The 22,753-nt window shown below is 39.3% G+C and carries 13 protein-coding genes; 5 read left to right on the top strand and 8 right to left on the bottom strand.

Going from position 1 to position 22,753, the window contains the following annotated elements:
• The first annotated feature begins 725 nt into the window (after positions 1-725).
• Positions 726-3,803: an amino acid adenylation domain-containing protein gene (locus GNF10_RS23605; protein ID WP_185585693.1), complete on the top strand. Its 3,078-nt coding sequence runs from the start codon at positions 726-728 to the stop codon at positions 3,801-3,803.
• 509 nt (positions 3,804-4,312) lie between these two features.
• The gene (locus GNF10_RS23600; RefSeq protein WP_185586463.1) at positions 4,313-9,709 is read left to right on the top strand and encodes an ATP-binding sensor histidine kinase; all 5,397 of its coding nucleotides are present in this window, start codon (positions 4,313-4,315) and stop codon (positions 9,707-9,709) included.
• Positions 9,710-9,791: 82 nt separating this feature from the next.
• Here GNF10_RS23600 and GNF10_RS23595 read toward each other — a convergent pair whose 3' ends face one another.
• The 3 genes from GNF10_RS23595 to GNF10_RS23585 all read right to left on the bottom strand — a co-directional run bounded on the left by GNF10_RS23595 (position 9,792) and on the right by GNF10_RS23585 (position 13,127).
• On the bottom strand, positions 9,792-10,979 hold the full coding sequence (locus GNF10_RS23595; protein ID WP_185586462.1) for a glycosyltransferase: 1,188 nt from the start codon (positions 10,977-10,979) through the stop codon (positions 9,792-9,794).
• Between the two features lie 468 nt (positions 10,980-11,447).
• Positions 11,448-12,668, bottom strand: coding sequence for a sensor domain-containing diguanylate cyclase (locus GNF10_RS23590; protein ID WP_185586461.1), 1,221 nt, complete (start codon positions 12,666-12,668; stop codon positions 11,448-11,450).
• Between the two features lie 132 nt (positions 12,669-12,800).
• A complete protein-coding gene (locus GNF10_RS23585) occupies positions 12,801-13,127 on the bottom strand; it encodes a hypothetical protein (protein ID WP_185586460.1) in 327 nt (108 codons plus the stop codon).
• A gap of 308 nt (positions 13,128-13,435) precedes the next feature.
• Between GNF10_RS23585 and GNF10_RS23580 the strand changes: the two genes are divergently transcribed.
• Positions 13,436-13,789: a hypothetical protein gene (locus tag GNF10_RS23580; RefSeq protein ID WP_185586459.1), complete on the top strand. Its 354-nt coding sequence runs from the start codon at positions 13,436-13,438 to the stop codon at positions 13,787-13,789.
• Positions 13,790-13,810: 21 nt separating this feature from the next.
• Here the strand turns inward: GNF10_RS23580 and GNF10_RS23575 are convergent, their stop codons facing one another.
• The 3 genes from GNF10_RS23575 to ligA all read right to left on the bottom strand — a co-directional run bounded on the left by GNF10_RS23575 (position 13,811) and on the right by ligA (position 17,722).
• Positions 13,811-14,041, bottom strand: a complete 231-nt coding sequence (locus GNF10_RS23575) for a DUF6737 family protein (RefSeq protein WP_185586458.1) — start codon at positions 14,039-14,041, stop codon at positions 13,811-13,813.
• A gap of 261 nt (positions 14,042-14,302) precedes the next feature.
• On the bottom strand, positions 14,303-15,271 hold the full coding sequence (locus GNF10_RS23570; RefSeq protein WP_185586457.1) for a TauD/TfdA family dioxygenase: 969 nt from the start codon (positions 15,269-15,271) through the stop codon (positions 14,303-14,305).
• 414 nt (positions 15,272-15,685) lie between these two features.
• The gene (gene ligA, locus GNF10_RS23565; RefSeq protein WP_185586456.1) at positions 15,686-17,722 is read right to left on the bottom strand and encodes an NAD-dependent DNA ligase LigA; all 2,037 of its coding nucleotides are present in this window, start codon (positions 17,720-17,722) and stop codon (positions 15,686-15,688) included.
• A 726-nt stretch (positions 17,723-18,448) separates the two neighbouring features.
• Here ligA and GNF10_RS23560 point away from each other — a divergent pair.
• Entirely contained in the window at positions 18,449-19,387 is a 939-nt protein-coding gene (locus GNF10_RS23560; RefSeq protein ID WP_185586455.1) for a hypothetical protein, read from the top strand.
• The gene (locus GNF10_RS23555) at positions 19,371-20,405 is read left to right on the top strand and encodes a glycerophosphodiester phosphodiesterase (protein WP_185586454.1); all 1,035 of its coding nucleotides are present in this window, start codon (positions 19,371-19,373) and stop codon (positions 20,403-20,405) included. The genes GNF10_RS23560 and GNF10_RS23555 overlap by 17 nt, the downstream gene beginning before the upstream one ends.
• A 67-nt stretch (positions 20,406-20,472) precedes the next feature.
• On the opposite strand, the gene GNF10_RS23550 is transcribed toward GNF10_RS23555, so the two are convergent.
• Positions 20,473-21,168 (bottom strand): SAM-dependent methyltransferase, encoded by a 696-nt coding sequence (locus GNF10_RS23550; RefSeq protein WP_185586453.1) that lies wholly within the window; start codon positions 21,166-21,168, stop codon positions 20,473-20,475.
• A gap of 208 nt (positions 21,169-21,376) precedes the next feature.
• Complete coding sequence (locus GNF10_RS23545; protein ID WP_185586452.1) at positions 21,377-22,483, bottom strand: iron-containing redox enzyme family protein; 1,107 nt, start codon at positions 22,481-22,483, stop codon at positions 21,377-21,379.
• Positions 22,484-22,753: the final 270 nt, after the last annotated feature.

Below are 22,753 nucleotides of genomic sequence, written 5' to 3'. Positions count from 1 at the left end.
AATATACTCTGCATGATATTCACAATCAATATTAAAAACAATCATGTTATTTCCTTTATGATCTATCTATCTATATTTAGAGTAATTAATTATTGGGCTAACCTTTTAATATAGCAATCATAATTTGCTTGTTAGTCTTATCTTTAATCTCTTTTGAACATACTCTAATTTTAGGTAATTACTTCGTTAAAGGAGAAGCATCTTGCTGTCTCTACGTGCTATCGATTTTTCACCAGGATAGTGAAAAAATCTCAGCAACCTCTTAAACAATAAGCATAAACTCAATTTTGAGCTTATTTTCTAACATTATGGCTAAAATTATCTATTTTTCCTGAAAATCTTGTTTAGCAAGGATTATAGTTTTTTTGTTCTAGGGTGCTGAGACGGTGAGAATCTGTAGTATTTGCTTTTAATTATGCGGCTAGTTCGTCAAAAAACCATTTTTTTAAGTGAAATAGGATTGCCATAGCAACCATAAATGAGTCGAAAAAATCTCATATTACTCTCTCTGTATTTTCTGCCCTCTGCGGTTAAATGATTTTTATAAATGATTTAGGGCTGCTATATAGCATCTCGAATTATCAATTAGCCACCTAGAAATAACTGTTGTGAGGATTATCAGTTTTTCCATAGCTTTGCATTGAGATTTTATTATTATCAGTGCTACTTTATCTACCTCAAATCCCACATTTTTTTGATCAATTGTATACATAGGATAAAAGAAAATGAATACTCAAAACACTCAAGTAGATAAAACGGTTGTTTCTTTAATCGAATTTAACTGTCAAAAGTATCATGATGAGCTAGCAGTAATTCTAGACAATCAACAGTTGACTTACGGAGAATTACAACAAAGGGCAGAACAGTTATCTCAGTATTTAATAGCACAGGGTTTCCTAAAACCTAATAGTTTCGTTGGACTGTGTATAGAACCTTCTTTTGAAATGGTTATTGCTATCTATGCCATTTTGAAAGCAGGTGCAGCTTTTGTTCCCCTTGACCCAGATTTACCCCGCCAGCGACTTAGTTACATGATTGCGGATGCTAAATTAACCACGATTCTGACACAGCAAAAGTTTGCTTTTGATATTGAGCCAGCGATGCGTCAGAGTGGTTTGAATGGGCAAATGTATTTTTTAGACACTCCTACTGTCTGGCAAGCATCAACCATATCCTCTGCATTACCTTCAATAGTAGAGCCTGAGCAGCTAGCTTATATTATTTATACTTCTGGCTCAACAGGTATACCTAAAGGAGTAATGCTTAAACATCGAGGTTTACTAAATCTTGCTCAGGCTAGCTGTAATACTTTTAATATCAAACCAGGCTTGCGTTTACTTCAGTTTGCCTCCATCAGCTTTGATGCAGCAGTGTGGGAATTAGTCACAGCATTATGTAGTGGGGCAACTTTAGTACTGGGTGCAAGAGAGCAAATGCTTCCTGGGCAACTATTGGCAAACTTTATAGCTAGACAGCAGGTGCAATGGGTTATGTTACCCCCTTCTGTACTCGCAAAGCTCACACCTTTCTGTGACCAGTTGCCTGATTTACAAATGGTGGTGGTAGGTGGTGAAGCTTGTCCCATATCACTTGCCAAAGCATGGGTTTCACCCCATATTCGCTTTTTCAATGCCTATGGGCCAACAGAAATAACAGTTTGTTGCACAATTTACGAGTTTAAGCAACAGGATATCAGTCTGCCTATTGGTTATGCACTACCAAATGTAGAACTCTACGTTTTGGATGAAGAACTTAAGCTTTGTAATCGTGGTGAGAAGGGCGAGTTATATGTAGGTGGTATCGGGGTAGGCAAAGGCTATTTAGATAAACCTGAGATTACAAGTACTCGTTTTCTAGACAACCCTTTTGGTTCGGGCAAAATATATAAAACTGGTGACATAGTTTACGAAGATCAGCATGAACCTGGGCTATTACACTATGCTGGCAGATCCGACCATCAGGTAAAAATTCGGGGCAAGCGTATAGAACTAGAAGCAATCGAAATGATACTTGCCCAGCATCCTGGGGTACAAACGAACGTAGTCAAAGCAACTAGAACTGCACGAATAGAAAATAGCGATATGCCAGAAAATTATGGCGTATCCATGCTTGTTGCGTATATTATTCCTAAACTCGGACAGTTTCTAACAGAAAAGCACCTACAACGTTTTGCCGCCGAACAACTACCAGATTACATGGTGCCTACGCGTTTTGTCTTTATGGATGAATTGCCTTTGTTACCTAATCGCAGTAAATTAGACCGAAATGCTTTACCAGAACTGCCAGAAACCCCATCTTTCCTGACTAATACGATGGATAGCTCTCTCAAAATAGCGGTAGTTTTTGATGAAGCTTTAGAGTTACCTACCGGAACTTGCAAACCTCACACGAATTTCTTTGAGGTAGGTGGTAGCTCACTTTGCATCGCTCATGTGTTGTATGCACTTGCTCGCGATTTTGGTGTTACTCTTCCTTCTCGCTTAATTTATGAATATCCTACACCATCGGGTTTAGCACAATTGTTAGAACAGTTTCAACTCAAAAGCGAAAGTGCAGCTAATGATAGATATATTGACTTACAAGCAGAAGCCAGACTTTCTCCAGATTTGAATACATCTATTTGGCAACAACCACCACAAGTTAAATATGACTGTGCATTAATTACAGGTACAACAGGTTTTCTAGGGGCACATTTGCTTTATGAACTGCTCATAAAAGGCAGCTATCGCAAAATTTATTGCTTGGTACGAGCAGAAAGTGATGCAGATGCAATGGCAAGGCTGCGTGCAACCTTTATTCAATATCAGCTACCAACAACAAAATTGGCGCAAGTACATGTAATCGCTGGCGACATTCAGCAACCACAGTTGAAACTACCAACGATGTTATTTGACAAACTGGGTGAGGAAATTGATCAAATTTATCATGTAGCTGCTGACACTAATTACATCAAACCTTATTCGCTAATTAAAAAATCCAATGTAGATGGGACTGCGAATATTCTTACTTTAGCAGCACATCGTCGTCACAAAACTCTACATTACATATCTACTCTAGCTGTTTATGGCTCATTAACCTCATTGCTAGGTATTAATGAAGTTACAGAGGACTTTGACATTGATCTGTGCGAAGTGATTATGCCTGTAGAGTATGGATATGTACGGTCAAAATGGGTTGCAGAACGTATGTTGCAATCAGCTCAACAAAAAGGCTTGGCAGTTTCTATTTACCGTCCTGGTTTTATTTCTGGACATAGACAAACTAAAGTCGCTAACCTCAATGATATGTTCCACCGCTTTGTCAGCGGTTGTATTCAGATGGGTATTTATCCAGATTTTCCGGAAAAACGTTGGGTTCCAGTACCTGTGGACTATGCTGCTGCTGTCATTGCTCATCTTTCTTTGGATGCCAAATACACAGGTGATAAATACAACATCTTGATACCTCCTGAGCAGGAATTAAGCCATCTAGAAATATTTGAGTTTATTCAGGAGTTGGGCTATCCCATACAAAAGATTTCACCAAAAAACTGGCTGAATGCGCTTTCTACTATGTCGTCTGTTAATCCCTTGTATCCACTAATCTCATTCTTCCAAGAGAAAGTATATCAAGACCGTAGCACTATTTTAGAGGTACACCATCGTACTCCCAAATTCAAAACAGAGAATGTCCTTCAGGCTATCAAGGGTACTGATATTGAGTGCCCAAGAATAGATAAGGATTTAATTAGACAATACTTACCCAAATTTGATAAACATTTCTCTACCAGAAAACTTCAGAATGTAACAGCCCCTAATTATTAGTGAAAAACCATATTCCCGATTTTTATAAGAAGTCGGGAATATGGATATTTAAATTTTTACAAATAAAATATGATTCCTGTAGTATCAAAATTATGCCTCAGTCAAAAACATAATTAGCCTATTCTTTTGTTATTAACAACAATTATCTAAAACGCTTATTTTGCCGAAAAAATTTGCTGATATTTGAAAACAGCAATGCCTGCGACAAGCTGCAAAGAGCATTTACGCGCACTCGAAACCATTCACAAAGATATCTGTAATTACATAACTTATATTGGGAAGTAGCGCAAGACCTTGCACACGTAATTTGATTAGAGAATAAGGCTAGTTTTTTACCTATTGTATACTTAGCTTATGGCAGGCTCTTTACTATTGCATAAGTTTTTGTTTTTGACAATAATGAAAAGTTTACTGTGTCTTCTAATAAAAATATCTATTTGATAAAACAATAGCAAAATTGGGAATCATAAATATACATAATTTTGTGTTTACTAAGAAGGGTAATGGCAATGCTCACATCTAGCTCAATTTCAATTTCAGGGTATGACCTCAACGAAATGCTCCATGAGGGAGATGATACTATTATTTATCGAGCTATATCACAATTAGACAAACAACCTGTAATTCTGAAAATCCTTAAAGCAGATTATCCCTCCATAGATGCGATTGCTTGTCTAAAGCATGAATACAAAATTACAGAAAACTTGGATTTAGAAGGTGTTGTCAAAGTATTAAGATTAGAAACTCACGAAAATCGTTTAGCGATCGTATTTGAAGACTTTAATGGATACTCCCTTAAACAACTACTGATTACAGGCAAACAAGAGTTAAAAAGTTTTATTAAGATTGCAATTCAACTGGCACAAGCCTTAGTATCTGTACACACTTGCCAGATCATTCATAAAGATATTAAACCTGCCAACATTATCATCAATCCAGAAACTGGGGTTGTAAAGCTTACCGACTTTAGTATTGCCTCACGCCTCGATAAAGAAACAACGCAACTAGCTAACCCTAACCAACTAGAAGGTACCTTAGTTTATATATCACCGGAACAAACCGGAAGAATGAACCGTACTCTTGACTATCGGAGTGACTTTTATTCTCTTGGAGTTACCTTCTATGAAATACTTACCGGACAATTACCTTTTCAAAGTTATGACCCATTAGAGTTAGTTTACTGTCATATTGCTAAACAACCTACAGAGATTGAAACATTAAACCCAGAAATACCGACTGCCATTTCGTCTATTGTCAATAAACTGATGGCGAAAAATGCTGAAGACCGCTACCAAACTGCTAAAGGACTCTTGGCAGATTTGGAAATCTGTCAAGAGCAGTTAGAAACAACAGGTGAAATCACTGATTTCATACCTGGTCGTTTAGATGTTTTGAGTCAGTTGCTCATCCCTCAAAAGCTTTATGGCAGAGAAACTCAAGTTAACTCACTCTTAGAGGCTTTTGAGCGAGTCAGCCAAGGAAGCCGTGAACTTATATTAGTTTCTGGCTATTCAGGAATTGGTAAATCCTCTGTAGTTAATGAAGTTAATAAACCTATCACTCGCGCCAAAGGCTTTTTTATTAGTGGTAAATTTGACCAATTCCAACGCAATATTCCCTATGCATCACTGATTCAAGCTTTGAGTTCATTAATGCGGCAGCTGCTTACAGAAAATGCAACTAAACTTGAAACATGGCGTAGTAAAATCTTAGCCGCCGTTAAATCACATGGACAAGTCATCATTGATGTAATTCCTGAAGTTGAATTAATTATAGGTAAACAACCAGAAGTAGTTAAGCTGAGTGCGGTAGAATCAGAAAATCGCTTCAATCGTGTTTTTAGTCAGTTTATCCAGGTCTTCGCCAAAAAAAAACACCCCTTAGTTATCTTTTTGGATGACTTGCAATGGGCAGATTCAGCTACTTTAAAGTTAATAAAATTGCTAATTAGTGACAAAAATACCAAATATTTACTCTTGATAGGAGCCTATCGAGATAATGAAGTTAGCATCACACATCCCTTAATGGCAATAATAGAAGAAATCACTCAAGATGGCACTGTTGTTAACAATATCATTTTGCAAGCTCTTTCTTTGGAAGACTTTAATAGCTTAATCGCTGATACATTACATCAAAATCCAGAACCGATAAAATCATTAGTAGACTTACTCTACAATAAAACAGGAGGAAATCCATTTTTCTTAACACAGATATTACTAGTACTTTATCAAGAGAATTTATTTAAGTTCAACTTTGAAATTGCTTTATGGCAGTGGGATATAGAAAAAATCCAAGCGATTGGTATTACTGATAAGAGTATAGTAGAACTGATTGCCAGCAGAATTATAAACCTTTCACCAGCCACACAAGAAATGTTAAAACTAGCAGCTTGTGTTGGCAATAGATTTTCTCTAGATATACTGTCTATTGTGAGTGCAAAATCCATTACAAGTACAGCAAGGGAACTTTATTCTGCATTGCAATGTGGGTTAATTTTGCCTTTGAGTGATACTTATCGTATTCCCTTAGCTTTTGAACAGGAAGAATCTATTAAACTAAGTTTTGATTCTAAACAGATTAGTTATAAATTTTTACACGATCGCATTCAGCAAGCTGCTTATTCATTGATTCCAGAAAATAGTAAACAAGGAACTCATCTAAAAATAGGTCAGTTATTACTCCAACAGACACCTACTGAATCGTTAGCAGAAAATATTTTAGATATTGTCAACCAACTTAATGTAGGTTTGGACTTACTGACTCAACAATCTGAAAAATATGAGTTGGCAAAACTTAATCTTCTAGCTGGTAAAAAAGCCAAAGCAGCCACTGCTTACGAGTCTTCTGGTAGGTATTTAAATATAGGCTTAGAACTGTTAACAGTAGATAGTTGGAATCAATTTTATGATCTAACATTAAATTTGTATATTGAGGCTACAGAAGCAGAGTATTTAAATGGTCATTTTGAAAATGCTCATAAATTAGTAGATATTGCACTGAGTCAAGCAAATAGTATCTTAGATAAGGTTAAGTTACACGAAATAAAAATGCTAACTTACATGGCACATAATCAGATGCCAGAAGTCCTAGAAATTGGTGTAAAAGCTCTCAAAGAGCTAGGAGTAATACTACCAAAAAAACCTACGAAATTAAATGTTTTGTCAGCTTTAATTCAGACAAAACTAACATTAATAGGTAAACCAATAGAAGACTTAGCTTTGTTACCTGAAATGTCTGACCCCTATAAACTAGCAGCTATGCAAATCTTATTGCAAATTGTTCCGGCTGCTAGCCAGGCAGGATCTTTTCTTTTTGTACTAGCTGTATTTGCTATGGTAAGGTTATCTGTAAAATACGGTAAATCAGCTGTTTCGGCTTATGCTTATGCAGCTTATGGTACTATTTTATCTGATAAATTTAACCAAGTTGAAACAGGATACAGCTTAGGAAAGCTAGCAATAGAGTTACTTTCAAATACGAATACTAACTCGCTAAAAGCCACAGTTTACTTTGTACATAATGGCACAATTAGGTTTTATAAAGAGCATATTAAAGACACAATAGCACCGCTTTTAGAAGGGATGCAGAGTGGATTAGAATTAGGAAATATAGAAAATGCTGGTTATTGTGCTGTAATTGCAGGGTATCATTCTTTGCTTTCTGGGGAAAACTTGGAATTGGTAGACAAAAAAATATTGAGCTATGTAGATTTGATGCAGAAGTTAAGGCTTGAATCTCTAGCAGCAGCTACAAGTGTTTTTAGACAGGTAACTTTAAACTTACAGGCAAAGTCATTGATGAAAACTGCTTTAGTTGGCGAAGCATTTGATGAAATAACAATGGCATCTGAAGTAACTAAGAATTACTCTTTTAAAGGTTTTTACTATGGTTCTAAAACTATATTATGTTATTTATTTGAAGAATATGAACTAGCAATTGAAAATGCAATTATCGCTGAAGAAACTCATACCGATAACGTTGGATTGTTAATTTATACGGTTAATAATTTTTATTATTCTTTGGCTTTAATCTCATTTTCTGAACAAGCTTTATCTTTGAAGAAAAAGCAATACTTAAAACAGGTAGCAGCGAATCAGCAGCAAATGAAAAAATGGGCGAAACAAGCACCATGTAACTTCCAGCACAAATATGAACTAGTGGAAGCAGAGAAAGCAAGAGTATTGGGTAAATTACAAGTGGCAATAGATTTATATGACTGTGCTATTGCTGGTGCTAAAAAAAATGGTTATATCCAAGAAGAGGCTTTAGGAAATGAACTAGCAGCAAAGTTTTACATGGGTTTGGGTAAAGAAAAAATTGCTAAAACGTATATGACTGAAGCTTACTATGGTTATATCCATTGGGGAGCTATAGCGAAAGTACAAGACTTGGATGAACGCTATAATAATTTGATAATTCGTACTCAAAATGTTAAACAGTTAGAAATAGATGTAACTAGAACTATTGCTACAACAAAAATAAATTACTCACAAACCACAAGTAACAGCAATGGTGTTTTGGATTTAGCTACAGTAATAAAGGCTTCACAAGCAATTAGCAGCGAGATAGTTTTAGATAAACTGCTAGATGCTCTTCTAAATATAATTCTCGAAAACGCTGCTGCCCAAAAGGGTTGTCTGATTTTAGCCAAAGATAATGAATTGTTTATAGAAGCAATCACTACTACAGCAAATTCCTCTATTATTCTGCAATCAACTCCAATTCAAGAAAGCCAAGATATCCCTATTTCTATAGTTCAATATGTTGCTAGAACCCAAGAAAATTTGGTGATAAATGATGTAATATCTCAGAGTCTTTATCAATCAGATGTTTATATCAAATATCATCAGCCCAAATCAATATTGTGCAGTCCTATTTTCTATCAGGGTAAATTTATTGGACTTTTGTACTTAGAAAATAAACTGATTGCAGGCGCATTTACCTCAGAACGTGTCAATATATTGAATTTAATCACATCCCAAGCTGCTATTTCTTTAGAGAATTCTCGACTTTATCAGCAAGCTCAAGACTATGCTAAACAATTAGAATTTTCTCTATCTGAACTCAAGCAAATGCAATTGCATCTTGTGCAGAGTGAAAAAATGTCTACTTTAGGTAATTTAGTATCAGGGATAGCACATGAAATTAACAATCCTATTGGTTTTATTATTGGTAACTTAAAACCTGCAAGTGAATATGTAAAAGACTTGTTAAAGTTAATTAGCTTGTATCAACATTACTATCCTCAACCTGTAGTAGAAATTACAGAAACAGTTGAAGAAGTAGACTTGGAGTATGTGCGTGAAGATTTGCCTAAACTAATCGCTTCGATGCAAGAAGGGATAAACCGTATTTATGATGTCAGCATAAGTTTGCGTACTTTTTCTAGAGGAGATACCCAAACAACAATTCCTTGTAATCTCTATGAAGTTATCGAAAGTACAATTTTGATTCTCAAACACCGTCTGAAAGCCTCACATACTCGTCCGGCGATTGAAGTAGTGAAAAATTATGATGACATCCCGTTAGTCCGGTGTTTTCCTGGCCAACTTAGTCAGGTATTTATGAACCTGCTTGCTAATGCTATTGATGCTTTGGAAGAGTCAAATATAGGGCGCAATATAGATGAGATTAAACTAAATCCTAGTCGAATTACTATAAGTACCAAACTAAACGAAGACCAGAAGAGTGTGTTGATCCGAATTAAAGATAATGGGGTAGGAATGAACCCAGAAGTTAAGCAGAAAATTTTTGATCACTTATTTACTACCAAACCTGTTGGTAAAGGAACAGGTTTAGGATTAGCGATCGCACTTCAAATTATCATTGAAAAACATGGTGGCAGCATTGAGGTAAATTCCGCACTTGGGCAAGGAACAGAGTTTGTAATCCAGTTGCCAATATAGGATGACCACTGGAGTCCGGCCAGAGGGTTCAGTATTATGCTTTAAATACCGAGGGTTCAGGCATTTCTTCTCTCCCTTTCCTTTACATCAACCCCATCTCTTGCAACCCCTGGCGTAGTCTCTTCGCCTCTTCGGGATTATATCTTTCATGAAGGGCGATCGCTTTTCTAAAAGCTGTTAAACTCTCTTGATGATTGCCAACTTTGAGCAACACTACCCCTAAATTTTGATACGCTTCGGCATAGTTGGGATTTAAGGTGATTGCATGTTGATAATATACGATCGCATCTGTAAATAAACCCAAAGCCTTAAATGTCATCGCCAAATTATAATGTCCAAAAACAAAATTAGGATCAATTTTCAAAGTTGTAGCGTAAGCTGTTTTCGCACCGTTGAAATCTCCTGCTGCTTTGAGTAAGTTACCCAAGTTGTTGTATGCTCCTAATTTGAGCATGGGATAAATTGGCAATTTGATAGCAGCTTTATAGTGAGAAATCGCCTGTGGGGATTTTTGCAAGCGACTGTAAGCAATGCCCAAATGATAATGGAGTTCATATAAAATATCGTAATTTTCTTCAGCAACGCTGATTCCATGTCTGAGCAACTCCATACCTTGGGTAACTTTCCCCGTTTCCACATACAATGCCCCTAATTTACTGCAAACATAAGGGTCATCGGGATGAGTAGCAAGGAACCCTTCCATCGCCGTAGCTGCTTTGGCATATTTGTTATTTTGAGCGATCGCACTTTTTTGATATCCTGTGTGTACAAGTGCAACCCCAGGTAAATAACCTATTTGCCAATGGGGTTCTTTATTTACAATTGCTGAGACGCTATCATCCACTAAGGCATGGTAAGGACGGTCAAAACGAATATCTGGATGATTGCGGAACAGCCTGGAAACCAAAGAATAGGGCGATTGTTCAGCACCTACTTCCTGGCGGACGAGGTTGATGAGCAGGTATTCATCTCTGGCGATCGCCTCTCGCAACTGCGGTACAATGCCTGGAGTCAAAGTTTCATCAGCATCTAAGACCAAAACCCAATCACCAGTAACATATTTTAAAGCTGCATTACGGGCAGCACTGAAGTCATTACACCATTTAAAATGATGGACTTTTGCACCGAGTTGTTGGGCAATATTGGGAGTGCGATCGATTGAGCCTGTATCCAAAACTACCATTTCATCCACCAGTTTTCTGACACTGTTCAGGCATTTAGGCAGTGTTGCGGCTTCGTTTTTCACAATCATGCACAGACTCAAACTCATAAGTTAAAAATTGGGAATTGGGAATTGGGAATTGCCAGGAGGAGAAGGGAGCAGGGAGAATTGGGGACAATGGGAAAGACTTGTTGCAAGATTCTCACTCAAATCATCTTGTCATCTTGTCCCCTGTTTGCCCTCATCTTCCCTACGACGGGATATTTTTTTAACTGGAAGTCCCTATCCCTCTTCCATCAGTACAATGTGATTTACCGGGATATCTAGCCGGCTAATATTCAGCGGGGAGCATCAGATAACAAGATAGTACTAATTGACTTTGGGGCTGTCAAACAAATTAGTACTCAGATGGCTAATTCTCAAGGAAAAATAACTTTTACAGTTCGTTCAATTCATGCGATCGCACTTTGATATATAAACTAGCGATACACAGCTTATTTTTATTAAGATTATTCACCAATTTGAAATCAGCGTATTTTTCTCTAATGACAAAAATTTATAAAAGAACACTAATCTCTACTCTTGTTGATGAATAGATTGCCGCTTGAGACGCTTATGCGCGTACATTAATTCGTCAGACCTGGCAATTAGTTGTTCTAATGACATATTACTTTCTGGTGAGTAACGCTCTATTCCCATACTCATCGAAAGTTCATAGCTACGGCTTTGCTGTTGATTAAAGTTGGCAATATTTACTTGCAGATACGCTTGGATGCTATTAGCATCCTTAAAGTAGCTAGAGATGAAAACAATGAACTCATCTCCACCCAAGCGAGCAACAATATCCGAGTTCCGAAAACTTTGCTTGAGTAATCGACCAGCATCAACAATCAAGGCATCCCCTATATCATGGCCAAGGGTGTCGTTAATTTGTTTTAGCCCATCTAAATCAATGAAAATCACCCAGCACAACAATCTCATGCGGTGAGCAATTTTCAACTGTTGTTCAGCCATCACGAAGAAGCCACGTCGGTTATGCAAACCTGTTAGATCGTCGGTCAGCGATAACTGCCTTCCTTCTATCTCTGATTGTTTACGGTTGCGAATTTCCTGAATGAGTTCCATCTGAGCGATCGCTTGCCGAGTTAAGCGGCGCAGTGCATCCAACTGCTGGTAACTTAGCTGGCGAGGAACGGTGTCCATCACACATAACGTCCCTATTGGAAAACCATTAGGCGTAACTAGTGGCGCACCAGCGTAAAAACGAATTTTAGAATTACTTTTGACTAAAGGATTATTTGCAAAGCGATCGTCCTTGATGGCGTTGGGAACTACTAATATATTCTCTGGTTGCATAATAGCATGGGAGCAAAAAGCCGACTCTCTGGGCGTTTCTCTAACTTTTAGTCCAATGTTAGATTTAAACCATTGGCGATCGCTATCCACTAAGCTAATTAAAGCAATTGGAGTCTTACAAACGTAGGCAGCAATAGCAGTTAGGTCATCAAATGCTTGTTCAGGTAGAGTGTCCAGAATATTGTAGTCTGTTAATGCTTTAAGCCTTTCTGCTTCATTTTTATATAGAGGAGCAACTGGTGTTTTCACAGATGAGTGTCCTCGCCTTAGCGAGGAAAGTCTGATACGCTGGAATTTTTGCAACAACCGCAGGGCTAACTCTCCAGCAACCAGGCTGCGTGATATAAATATCTCTGCAACGAAAATCAACATTCGATTGAATATACAGAAATATTGTATTGCATGATGTTCTTCATGCCTTTGGTTTGCTCTGTTGTTCATATCACCCTAACTTTCACTGTGCAAATCCTCTGAGCATATAGATGCTTACAAGGTCTTCTACCCAAAGCCATGTTGAAAATTATCATTGTCAACTAAAAATTATCAAAACTTATCATACTGGCAGAGTTCCTGCTAAAACTGGATATTTTTGATACTGCTAATTTGTGTGGATGCAGAGAAATTCTGAGGGTTAGATTCCAACCCTCGGAACTCTCCTCCCGGTCTGTTCTTTACCAAAGGCTGCGCGAAGGAGAGCGCCAGACAATTAAGCAGACTGACGGCAAAAATAAAGATGTGCGATCGCTTAATTTTGCAGCCCAGTCCAGATGATCTCTGCGTAGATAACTGTCCTGATTGATTTGCTTTAATCTCTAATTTTTCAAAAGCCGTAGTGGATTTAATTAAAACACAAATATCACTAGCTTTCTTGTGGTGGGCAAATTTTTTGCTCTGACTCATCTACCACTTGCACAAAAGTTATTCTGGCTGCTTAATTCTGTTTTCAGTCACTTGGCTTTATAGCAATTAGTTTGGTGTAAAGCAGCGATTGATACGGTTTTAGTAATCGGTTTCAGCTTTGATCCTTGATAGGAAAGTAACATAATCCGTAGAAAACTTATCAACAAATTCTGCCAATGGATAAATTTTACCCAAACTAAAATTGCTAATTTTACTCAGATAAAAATACACAGAACATTAGCAATGCTGCGTCATTTTTACTGTGCAGAGGTGAAGTTACAGTTTTTAGCACAATAATGGAGAAAGTAATGATTACCGAAGAAGACTTAGCCCAACAATTTACCCTTATTATGGAGCAATCTCACCCGAAAGCATGGGAATTACTACGCCACTGCTATATAAAAGTGCTAAATTCTAGCTTAAAAAGAGCGTATACCGCTCATGCCAAACATATTAAAATTTACTGTCCTGACAGACTGATTGCTGCTGTAGTCGCAGAAAAAAATTTACTGATAGAGGTGGCAGAACATCTGGGTCTAGTTGAAGTTGTTTGCTTGAATGCGACGAATCTGTTACACGACCCCAAATCACAGATTAAGAAGGCTTATCCTCAATTGTGGTTAGATTTGATGTGGATTGTTACACAAAAGCAAGAATTATAAAAACTAGAATTCTGTCTAGAATTAGTCTTTATACGACTCTAAAATCCCACTGCGAATCATTAGTTGTGGCCAAAACAACACAAAAAATCCCATCCACGTCACTATAGGGATAGAGACGAGAATGGTTAGCCAGATAGTTTTAAATAGTAACCAGCTACCACTAATGATTGTTACACCTGTGAGAACTATAGACCAGGGCTGACACCACCAAGGTTTGTAGTTCCAAGGACTTATAGGCTTTTCTTCGGACATTTGTTTTATTTAATAAAACTCCAAATTTACCTTTGACCATTTTTAGGGTAAACGATCTACTAGGGTTCCAGAGTTGAACGCAATCGCTATCAATATTATCAAGGTTTTGGTAATATTCTTCAGAAATATAACAGTACAATCCAGAGCAATTTTGGTTATCGTCCACCTCTGTAGACTCAGAAAAAATTAACAAGGGGATTTGTGCCCCTTGTTATTAACCCGCGTAGGTGGGTAAAGCCTTGTATATAAGCTTTTAACTACTTACGAAAGCACTGGTTCTGCTTCTAGCTTATCAACTCTGCTCTTCAAGATGGTTGGTAACTCGCTGCTGAACGCTTCACCTTCAACCACTTGCGATCGGAAACCATCGGGCCCGACTGGAACGTCACCCGTGATGGTTGTGCGATAGAGGACGCGCTCAACTTCCAGATGATCCAGATCCTGTGGGGCTAAATGCGAGGTGGCGCGGTTGTCCCAGAAGGCAATGTCACCATTGTTCCATCGGAAGCGAGTGGTGTAGGCAGGCTTGGTGATTTGGTTGAAGAACAACTCAAGCAGCAGGTCGCTTTCTTGTCGTGACACGTCAAGAATGTGTGAGGTGAAACCAGGATTCACGTACAATGCTCGTTCGCCTGTTTCAGGATGAACGCGTACTACTGGGTGGATTGAAACCAGTGGATTGGCAGCAATGCGCTGGGCAATCTTGCTATTACTGGGCAGATTTAAACGCGCATTGAAGCGATGTTCAGCTTTCAACCCGTCTGCTAGCGCCCGCAGGGGTGCTGACAGACCCTCGTAGGCTGCGACCAAATTAGTCCACTGTGTGTCACCACCGAAACTAGGAACGTTAACTGCACGCAAAATCGATGCCGCAGGTGGATTGACAACTGCTGTCACATCGGTATGCCAGCGACTTTCGTAACTGGAACGCCGTAGACCATTGCGCCGTTCGTAACGGCTGCGGTCAATTGGTAAGATTTCTGAGAAACCTTCTACCGGCTCATCTTCGTGGGGATGTGCGTAGGTCACTTCGCCGAAACGAGCCGTGAATGCTACCTGTGCAGCATGATCGATGTTCTGACCGCGAAAGAACACGACTTTCCACTTCAATAGCGCTTGACGAATTTCTTTAACTGCATCATCGTGCAAAGGACGTGAAAGGTCTACGCCACTGATTTCAGCACCAATGAAACCAGCTACCTGTTTGACTTCAATGTGTTTGTTAGTCATCTGAATTCTCCATAGTTTGATTCATAGGGCGGTGTTCACACTCGTCCGTTTCCTTTGGTATGTTGTTTGCACTTTATGCCTACATCCCAAAGGAAGCGATCGCATTTGAAAAATATTATACGATAAATCTATCGATTTGCAGTAGTATGAAAATTCGAATTTTAAACTGCCTAATCATCTGCACCCTGTGGGCTTGGACTCTGGGCAACTTAGGCTTGCTCTAATTCCCCTCTTTTTTAAGGAAGATTAGGGAGGATCAAGCCTTGATCTAAACGTAATTATGTCGTGCATTTAATTGGCACAACTAGGGCGGACAAGATGTCCACCCCACAAGAGATTTATTTTTTGGGAAATGCAAATTAAAATGTTTCGAAAGCTTAAGAAAGTTTAAGCTCCCGTTTTTTTAATTACGAATTATTCGTTAAGTATTTCCAACAACTGCGCTTCAGTTAACTGTGTAATTCCCAAAGAGAGCGCTTTTTCTAATTTAGAACCTGCATCTTCTCCTACTACCAAATAATCTGTTTTTCTACTCACCGAATCAGTCACTTTGCCACCAGCTTTTTGAATCAAAGCCTTTGCCTCATCTCGCTTTAAGGTTGGCAATGTCCCTGTAATTACAAAAGTTTTACCTGCAAACTTTTGATTACCATCACCAACTGTTTTTGTTTCTTCTGGGGCAGTTAATTGTAATCCTTCTGCTTGCAAGCGTTCGATCAACCTTTGGTTGGCATCAATCCGAAACCACTGATACACAGATTGGGCAATTTCAGCACCGATACCATAAATTCCTTCAATATCCGATTGCTTTGCTGCCGCTAATTGTTCTACGGTGAAATATTTCTGAGTCAACAATTGGGCATTAACACTGCCAACGTGACGGATGCCTAAGCCATACAATACCCTTGACCAAGGTTGATTTTTTGATTGAGCGATCGCATCTACTAATTTCTCTGCTGACTTTTGCCCCATCCTTTCTAACGCACATAACTTCTCTGCGGTCAACTCATATAAATCGGCAACGGAATGCACTAAAACTTTATCAACGAGTTGATGCACTAGCTTTTCGCCTAAACCTTTAATATCCAAGGCATCACGACTTACCCAATGTTCAATAGAACCTTTGAGAATCGCTGCACAGGAAGCATTGACGCACCGAGTTACTGCCTCACCTGATTCTCGCACCACTGCTTGATCGCAGACAGGGCAATGGGTGGGCATAACGAAGGGTTCAGTGTCAGCAGGACGGAGTTCTTTTAAGACCCTCACTACTTCTGGAATGATTTCTCCAGCTTTGCGGACGATTACAGTATCGCCAATGCGAATGTCTAATTGAGTAATGCGATCGCTATTGTGTAAAGTCGCGCGGGAAACTGTTGTCCCCGCCAGTTGCACAGGGCGCATTTCTGCTAACGGCGTTAACGCCCCAGTTCGTCCGACATTTACAGCAATATTTTCCACACGGGTGGGCGCTTCTTCGGCGGGGTACTTTAACGCGATCGCCCAGCGAGGAAATTTCTGGGTAAACCCTAGCTGTTCCTGAAGTTTAAAAGAATTCAGCTTTACTACAACCCCATCAGTCATATAGGGTAAATTCAGGCGTTCCGTATCCCAATATTCATAATATTTTGCCACTTCTGCGATCGAGGCACACAATTTATGGTTTGGGTTCACTTGAAAACCCATCTTTTCTAACAATTCCAACGCTTCCCATTGGGTATTGGCAATACTGGTATCATCTCTACCAGGAATATGTAACGTGTAGCCAAAGAAAGCTAATCGCCTTTTAGCGACAATGCGCGAGTCTAATTGCCTGAGTGTACCTGCTGCGGCATTACGGGGATTGGCGAATAATTGCTCTCCTGCTTTTTGCCTTTCCTCGTTGATTTGTTTAAATACTTCCAACGGCAAAAACGCCTCGCCTCGCACTTCCACCCTTTCTAGAATCTCTAACCCTTCAAAATTTAAACGCAAGGGAATTGAGCGAATTGTCCGCACATTTTGGGTGATATCTTCACCCATCACCCCATCACCCCTAGTTGTCCCCCTAACTAGAATGCCATCTTGGTAGGTAAGAGCCAAAGCAGAACCATCAATTTTCAGTTCAGTGACATATTCCACCGAATCTATTTTCGGTACTTGTCGCCGCCAACGCTGATCCCACCCTTGCAACTCATCAATATTAAACGCATTTTCCAGACTGTACAGAGGGATATTATGCCGCACCGAAGTAAATTGCGTTGCTGGTTTCTCACCCACGCGCTGAGTCGGGCTATCGGGTGCTGTCAACTCTGGATATTGAATTTCCAGTTGTTGTAATTCTCGATATAGCTGGTCATAGACTGCATCCTCCATAATTGGAGTATCTAGGACGTAATAAGCATAGCTGGCTTGTTGCAATAACTGGCGCAATTCTTCTGTGCGCTTTACTTCCGGCTTAATCTGTGTCATTAGAATAATTACAAAATATCTAGCGAATAAAATTTAAAGATAATGAAGCCTATTGTTTGGATAGCCGCGACTAACCTGTGAAATCAAGGCTTTCATGAATTAATCTTTCATATTATATTCTACCCAAATTGGATGTCTTGGTAGGTGATCGCTACAACAGGGGCAAGGAAGTACCGGATATCTTTCGGCAAGTTTCATTACTAGTGATGCCAATACGGTTCGGTTAAGGGAAGAGGCGGCGATTTATCGCGTCTTTGCGATCTATAATCTTTCATCAAAAAACCTTATTCGAACCGTATTGAGAGTGATGCGATCTTGATCGCTCCATCTCAGAAATATGGATCAATAACCATAGAATCCATTATTATTGGCTGGGGAATAAGATGTTTTAAAGTCAATATAAATATATTTTGTACTAAGCTTATTTGAGTTCATATTCTTCTCAGCGAGTTAAAATACTTTTTCTTTAAAGTGTAAGAAAGTGCAAAGCAAAAAATAGAGAGTATCGCGCCTTTAATTAGCTATCATTGGCAGAAAATAAGCTGGAAACACATAGTGAAGTTATGCCAAAGATATACAAATAAAAGTTCGGTATTCTGAATTCGGGAATCATCTGTAAATCTTGGGTATCCACAATTGTCAGCATCGCTACCTGGGTATTGCATAAAAAATAAATGCAAACTTATTTAGCAGTGCAGCCCAAATTTACATTTTTATTTTACTAATATGTTCATACGTTCTTTAACATTTACTGCCTCTAGTGCAGCGTTACTTGCAACTTTAGTTAGTTCTGCTTTTGCCGCTCCCATTAACTTTGCTAATAGTGAGACAAACACAAAGGTAATTGCTCAAAATGTCGCCCAATTACAAAGAATACCCGATGTCAGAAGACAAGCGATCGCTAACGGACAAGACCGATACGCCGCTATTTGGGTCAAGTCTGGTAGTGGGGCTTGGGAAGCGCGGCATGGATTGACCTCAGCCCAGTATCAAGCGACTTTTGACAAACTGGTTGGCGAAGGATATCGGTTGGTTGATGTCAGTGGTTATGAGGTCAACGGACAAGGCCGATACGCTGCTATTTGGGTGAAGTCTGGTGGTCCTGCTTGGCAAGCGCGACATGGATTAACCTCATCGCAGTATCAAGCTACTTTTGACAAACTAGTTGGTGAAGGATATCGATTAGTTCATGTTAGTGGTTATGCTGTGAACGGACAAGACCGATATGCCGCTATTTGGGAGAAGTCTGACGGCCCAGGTTGGCAAGCGCGACATGGATTGACCTCAGCCCAGTATCAAGCTACTTTTGACAAACTAGTTGGTGAAGGATATCGGTTAGTTGATGTTAGTGGTTATGGTGTGAACGGACAAGACCGATACGCTGCTATTTGGGTGAAATCTGGTGGCCCCGCTTGGGAAGCACGACATGGATTGACCTCAGCCCAGTATCAAGCTACTTTTGACAAACTAGTTGGTGAAGGATATCGATTAGTTGACGTAAGTGGTTATGATGTCAACGGACAAAACCGATACGCCGCTATTTGGGAAAAGTCTGGTGGTTCAGCTTGGCAGGCGCGACATGGATTGACTTCAGCCCAGTATCAAGCTACTTTTGACAAACTGGTTGGTGAAGGATATCGATTAGTTGATGTCAGTGGCTATTAGTACAACATCTCCAATTATCATTGCACACCGAGGCGCTAGCGGCTATCGTCCAGAACATACTTTAGCTGCTTATGAATTAGCGATGCCTGCGGCGGGCTGCGCCTACGCATTGGGTGCTGATTATATTGAACCTGATTTAGTTTCCACCAAAGACGGCGTTTTAATTGCTCGTCACGAAAATGAGATTTCTGAAACCACCGACGTTGCAAGTCATGCAGAATTTGCTCACCTTCAAACCACCAAAATAATTGATGGCGAATCAAAAACTGGCTGGTTTACTGAAGATTTTACCTTGGCAGAACTGAAAACACTACGAGCCAAAGAGCGAATTGGGCAACTGCGATCGCAAAATACGGCTTATGATGGACTCTTTGAAATTCCTACGCTACAAGAAATCATCGATTTAGTGAAGCGTAAAAGTGCCGAAATTAATCGTGTGATCGGCATTTATCCAGAAACTAAGCACCCAACTTACTTTAAATCTATTGGGTTAGCCCTAGAACCACCCCTACTTGCAACTTTGACAGCCAACGGTTATGAGGGAGTTAATGCACCCATTTTCATTCAGTCTTTTGAAGTGAGTAATTTACAAGATTTATCTACAAAGACTGATTTACCTCTGGTGCAATTGCTGAATAACAGTGGTAAGCCTAATGATTTTGTCGTTAGTGGCGATGAACGCACTTATGCAGATTTAGCCACTGCATCAGGTTTAAGGGAAATTGCTAAATATGCACAGGCGGTTGGAATTCATAAAAATTTACTAGTTCCTAGAGATAGTAGTGGTAAATTGCGATTGCCTACATCTTTAGTAACTGACGCTCACACGGCTGGTTTGCTGGTTCATGTCTGGACTTTCCGCAATGAAGACTACTTTTTGCCACTGGATTTTCAAGGAAATCCCCAAGGGGAATATGAACTATTTTTCAGCTTAGGTGTTGATGGCGTATTTAGCGATTACCCAGATACGGCTTCTAATGTGAAGGAAAATCTTCGATTTAAACCTTGTTCTTCGTAAAAGTTTCAGTCATGAAAAATTAGATTCCCGAGTTATTTAAGAAGTCGGGAATCTGAACTCTTGATTTTCACAAACTCGTCATCACTTGAGCTAATTGATTAGATAAATCAATACCCGGATTCTCTGATTTTGTAAATAAAACGCCAGCTAAAAAATAATAATCACCAGAATAAAATGCCATTTTGTTTTTTCGGAGTTCTTCTATGTGTTTTTTTACTTTAGGCTCCGAGCTATAGTAGCCGAACTCCAAAGGTACCACCATAAAATTTTGAACATAATAACCATTTTCTTTTGCTAGGTTCAACGTATTTATGGGATTAGAAAAGCTAGATATTAAAACCAAGACATTTTCATAATCTAACGACAAAAGATCATTGGTAACTGTTGCTCCATCTACGCCCCCAAATAAAAGTGGTATATAAATATCGTCATCTGGTGCGGGTAGATAGGGTGGATTGGCTACAAGATACTCGGCATCTGGTTGAGAAGAATTAAACAAAGATGAATTATGGATTATATATTTATTTGTGAGATTGTATTCATCAATGGTTGAATTAGCAACCTTCCATGCAGAAGTATTTAATTCAAATCCCTGGATTACACCATTAAAGTTGTTTCTCAATAAGGAATTAATTACAGGGCTGCCATCTCCTGAACCAAACTCCACAATAGATTCAGAACTTTTACAATTTCTGATCACAAAGCTTTCTAAACAGTTTGAGTAGAAATTGGATTCTTCAGGACAAAAAAAGATATCTTTCATTTGACTGCAACCAATTGGTAATGTATAATAAACAGGAAAGAAATTGTTTATTACCTTGTATTAAGGCAATAAGAAACTGTTCCTTTAGCAAGGTGTTACTAAAGAAATTTTTTTGCAGGTAAAGTAGATATAAAATGACTTAAAAATGTCAAATTAAAATGCTAAAACCTGCTATTTTTAATTTTTGGGATTTATCTTCACATAGGAGTCAGAGGGATTGTTTTGCTTCGCGTATCGATCGCACAATAGCAGTAGCGGCGCGATCGCCCATTAGTTTCTCCTGGTCATACCCAAGCAGGAGTTCCCACGCATTTTTGGGATACTGTTCTGCTAAAGACAAAGCAACATCATCTAACATCCAACGGCCGTGGCGTTCATCTTCCCTGATGTGCAGTTCCCAATAACCCATTGCCGCCTCTGACAGTCCCAATCGTTGCGCCGCCGCCAGATAGTTTTTATAAGCCGCAGGGCCAGCCACCTCAAAATATGTCAATGCACCACAATAACGTAGGAAATAGCGTTTGCGATCGGTGGTCAAAAAATTATGATTAGCACAAGCTAGAACTTCCCAAGGCACTAAATCGAAGTATCCTTCTGGTTCAGTGTTCATCCCAAATTCAGCCAGCATTTGGGCAAAAAATGTCGAGTGCTTGCGGGATAAACGACCATTGCCGTATTCTTCTAGAAGTACTCGCACCAGCGTACACTGCACTTCATTAGCAGCACCACCCAATACGTAGCAAAGACGACTACCTTCAACCAAGCCATCAAAGGAACCGATCGCTAGCAGGTGGCGATATCCAGCTTCAGTCATATCCTCACGAATATAGCGGCTACTATCCGACAAAGGCGGATTTAAATCGGTAGAAGCACGTTCAATTAAAGCGTGCTTGACATCCGATTGTTGCAGCGCTGGTAAATCTATCTGTGCCAGTTCCCAGTTTTGCCAAGCAGCCTCAATTTGATCGCGACATGAGGATAAATAAAGCGATCGCTCATTGGTATAATTCTGCAAATCATCGTACCAAAACAGCTTAAGCCGATTAATTCGATAAAGTATCCGTTGCAAAAAACGGTGAGCCTGTTCATCAGAGCGATCGCTTTTATAGGCGGCACGAATTGCTGTTGAGAGCGCCTGTTCAAACTCACTAGCTATTGCAGGTTTTACATCCAGCTTACGATCCAAATCCTCCATTGCTAGCAATTCTATAAATTGCTCCTCAGCACGGTCGTACTTGGTAATTGTTCTTTCTTGTGTTCGGGTGCTTTTTTTCGCAGCCCCAGTATTAGGAAATATAACTAAATTGCTTTGCATGGAATCTTCGCTAGCTTTGGAAAAGTGAGAAATTAGTTTCACCTCTAATACCTAGGTTTCCACACCAGTAGCTTTCTGTACCTCTTTCCCTGGTTATAAACAAAGATTAAGTTTTAAAAGAAGGGTATTGGGCATTGGGAAGAGGACTTGGGGACAAGGAGAATTGGGGACAAGGGGAAAGACTTGTTTCAAGTTCTCACCTCTTGTCCCCTTGTCCCCTTGTCCTCTTGTCCCCTTGTCCTCTTGTCCCCTTGTCCCCTTGTCCCCTTG

The sequence above is a fragment of the Nostoc sp. UCD121 genome (assembly GCF_014222285.1).
In the GTDB taxonomy this organism is placed as follows: domain Bacteria; phylum Cyanobacteriota; class Cyanobacteriia; order Cyanobacteriales; family Nostocaceae; genus Nostoc.
The sequence above is the reverse complement of the archived record's forward strand: the minus strand, read 5'-3'. Positions and strand labels throughout refer to the sequence as shown.

Bases quoted from the DNA above. Each gene is read 5' to 3' on its own strand.
- GNF10_RS23605 (WP_185585693.1), top strand. From the start codon at position 726: ATGAATACTCAAAACACTCAAGTAGATAAAACGGTTGTTTCTTTAATC.
- GNF10_RS23600 (WP_185586463.1), top strand. From the start codon at position 4,313: ATGCTCACATCTAGCTCAATTTCAATTTCAGGGTATGACCTCAACGAA.
- GNF10_RS23595 (WP_185586462.1), bottom strand. From the start codon at position 10,979: ATGAGTTTGAGTCTGTGCATGATTGTGAAAAACGAAGCCGCAACACTG.
- GNF10_RS23590 (WP_185586461.1), bottom strand. From the start codon at position 12,668: ATGAACAACAGAGCAAACCAAAGGCATGAAGAACATCATGCAATACAA.
- GNF10_RS23585 (WP_185586460.1), bottom strand. From the start codon at position 13,127: ATGAGTCAGAGCAAAAAATTTGCCCACCACAAGAAAGCTAGTGATATT.
- GNF10_RS23580 (WP_185586459.1), top strand. From the start codon at position 13,436: ATGATTACCGAAGAAGACTTAGCCCAACAATTTACCCTTATTATGGAG.
- GNF10_RS23575 (WP_185586458.1), bottom strand. From the start codon at position 14,041: ATGTCCGAAGAAAAGCCTATAAGTCCTTGGAACTACAAACCTTGGTGG.
- GNF10_RS23570 (WP_185586457.1), bottom strand. From the start codon at position 15,271: ATGACTAACAAACACATTGAAGTCAAACAGGTAGCTGGTTTCATTGGT.
- ligA (WP_185586456.1), bottom strand. From the start codon at position 17,722: ATGACACAGATTAAGCCGGAAGTAAAGCGCACAGAAGAATTGCGCCAG.
- GNF10_RS23560 (WP_185586455.1), top strand. From the start codon at position 18,449: ATGTTCATACGTTCTTTAACATTTACTGCCTCTAGTGCAGCGTTACTT.
- GNF10_RS23555 (WP_185586454.1), top strand. From the start codon at position 19,371: ATGTCAGTGGCTATTAGTACAACATCTCCAATTATCATTGCACACCGA.
- GNF10_RS23550 (WP_185586453.1), bottom strand. From the start codon at position 21,168: ATGAAAGATATCTTTTTTTGTCCTGAAGAATCCAATTTCTACTCAAAC.
- GNF10_RS23545 (WP_185586452.1), bottom strand. From the start codon at position 22,483: ATGCAAAGCAATTTAGTTATATTTCCTAATACTGGGGCTGCGAAAAAA.